Below are 2,061 nucleotides of genomic sequence, written 5' to 3'. Positions count from 1 at the left end.
CCACTGTGACGTTCTTGCGCATTGGCTGGTAGACGGTCGAATGCGCGATAGGCGTAAACGGCACTTGCTGCTTGAAGATCTCCTGCGCTTGCGTGTAGTAGTCGGTGCGGGATGACACGTCGGTCGTGGCACGGCCTTTCTGGATCAGAGCCTCGAACGGCTGGTAGCACCACTTGGAAAAGTTGCTGCCGTTAACTGAAGAACAGCCAAGAAGTACGCCAAGCCAGTTGTCCGGATCACCGTTGTCTCCGGTCCAGCCGATAAGTATCGCGTCGTGTTCGCCCGCATGCGCCCGCTTGATGTATTCGCCCCACTCATAGGTGACGATTCTGGCGTGTACGCCGATCTTTTCCCAATCTGCCTGGATCATCTCCGCCATCAGTCGCGCGTTCGGGTTGTACGGTCGTTGCACCGGCATCGCCCATAGGCTGATCTCAAAACCATTGGGAAATCCAGCCGTTGCGAGCATGTCCTTCGCTTTCCCCGGATCGTAAGGTGCATCCCTGAGCCCCTTGTCATAGGACCACTGAGTCGGCGGCATTGGGTTTGTGGCCAACTGTCCTGCTCCTTCATAAACCGTATCGATAATTGCTTTTTTGTTGATCGCCATATCGAGCGCTTGTCTTACCTCGACCCGATCGAGCGGCTTGTGCGTCGTGTTGTATCCAAGGAAACCGAGATTGAAGCCGACCTGGTGGGGCACCTTGAGCTGCGAATCGCTCTCCAGTGATGCGATTGCTTGTGGACGGGGATAACTGATGACCTGGCATTCATTCTCCTTCAACTTTTGCTCGCGCACAGCAGCGTCCGGTGTGATTGAAAAGATCAATTTGCTCACTCGCACAACGCCCGGCTTCCAGTAGTCAGGGTTGCCGTCGAAACGAATCGTCGCGTCTTTCGTGTAGCTGACAAAGATGAAAGGACCGGTGCCAACGGGGTAAAGGTTGATGTCGGACGCCTTGCCAGCCTTCATCAGCTGATCAGCGTATTCGGCCGAGATGATGGATGCGAATGGCATTGCCAGTTCCGAGAGGAAGGGCGCGGTCACAGTCTTCATGGTAAAGCGCACGGTGTATGGATCGGGCTCTTCGATCCTCAATATGCTCTTATCGAGTCCCATGTCTTTGAAATACGGAAACTGGACGGGGTACGCTTTGCGAAACGCATTGTTTGAGTCGAACATTCGCTCGAATGTCAGGACGACGTCATCGGCATTGAATTCGCGCGTTGGCTTGAAGAAGGACGTCGTATGGAACTTGACGCCATGGCGCAGGTGAAACGTGTAGGTCAGGCCGTCTGATGAAATCTCCCACCTCTCGGCAAGACCCGGCTCGACTTTTGTACCGCCATGCTCAAATTCGACAAGGCGGTTGTAGACGGTGTACGACGCGGCAGAGAATTCGAGGCCAGTCGTGTATTGTGCGGAGTCGAAACCCGCTGGGCTGCCTTCTGAACAAAACACGAGCGTTTGGTCCGGCAATACGGCTGCAAACGATGATGCGCTCGATATCGTTGTGACAACCCAGAAAGAAAACAAAATCGGCGCTATACGCCAAAGACTCAGCCTGCGGAGCGATGACATGGGCACTCTCCCATACGTTATTAATTCAAAGCGGTGCTCGACCATTGCATCCAACCACAGTAGCTTAGTCAATATTCATCGCCGCGCAGCGCGGATCATGCTGTCGGAAAAGGTTGCGAAACCAGGACATTTCTACATTCCGTCAGCGAACCATAAATCATGGGGTGATGGGATTGGGTCATTGGGTTTAAAACGTAAGGCCACTCAGTCTGCGCCATGTGGCGGCAGGGCAATATGCATGCGAAGCGGTCCCCTCGAACCATCTTTGTATCGGCAAACAGGCAGCAGGTACGAGCGGCCGAATCTGATAAGTTTGGCAAGCGACAGTGGAGCACAACTTCTGATCCCAAGCACCGCGCGCCGATCGTACTGGCGGCTGAGCTTCCGCTCCTGCTCATGAGCCCCAAGCGCCTGGCTCACGTCGACTTCCGCTGGGCGGCCATTCAACGCATGCAACGGTTTACGATGGCGCTCTAACA

Annotated in this window: 2 protein-coding genes; both read right to left on the bottom strand. The window is 54.7% G+C overall.

The window, feature by feature from the left end:
• Positions 1-1,582 (bottom strand): ABC transporter substrate-binding protein (locus BMI01S_RS37115; protein WP_042293283.1); only part of this gene is annotated, 1,582 nt, incomplete at its 3' end.
• Positions 1,583-1,786: 204 nt separating this feature from the next.
• Positions 1,787-2,061, bottom strand: a 275-nt coding sequence (locus tag BMI01S_RS42780; RefSeq protein ID WP_218002774.1) for a hypothetical protein, incomplete at its 5' end; no start/stop codon positions are given.

The organism is Paraburkholderia mimosarum LMG 23256 = NBRC 106338 (assembly GCF_000739815.1).
Classification (GTDB): domain Bacteria; phylum Pseudomonadota; class Gammaproteobacteria; order Burkholderiales; family Burkholderiaceae; genus Paraburkholderia; species Paraburkholderia mimosarum.
Note: the sequence above shows the minus strand (reverse complement) of the source record. Positions and strands in the feature narration are given on the sequence as shown.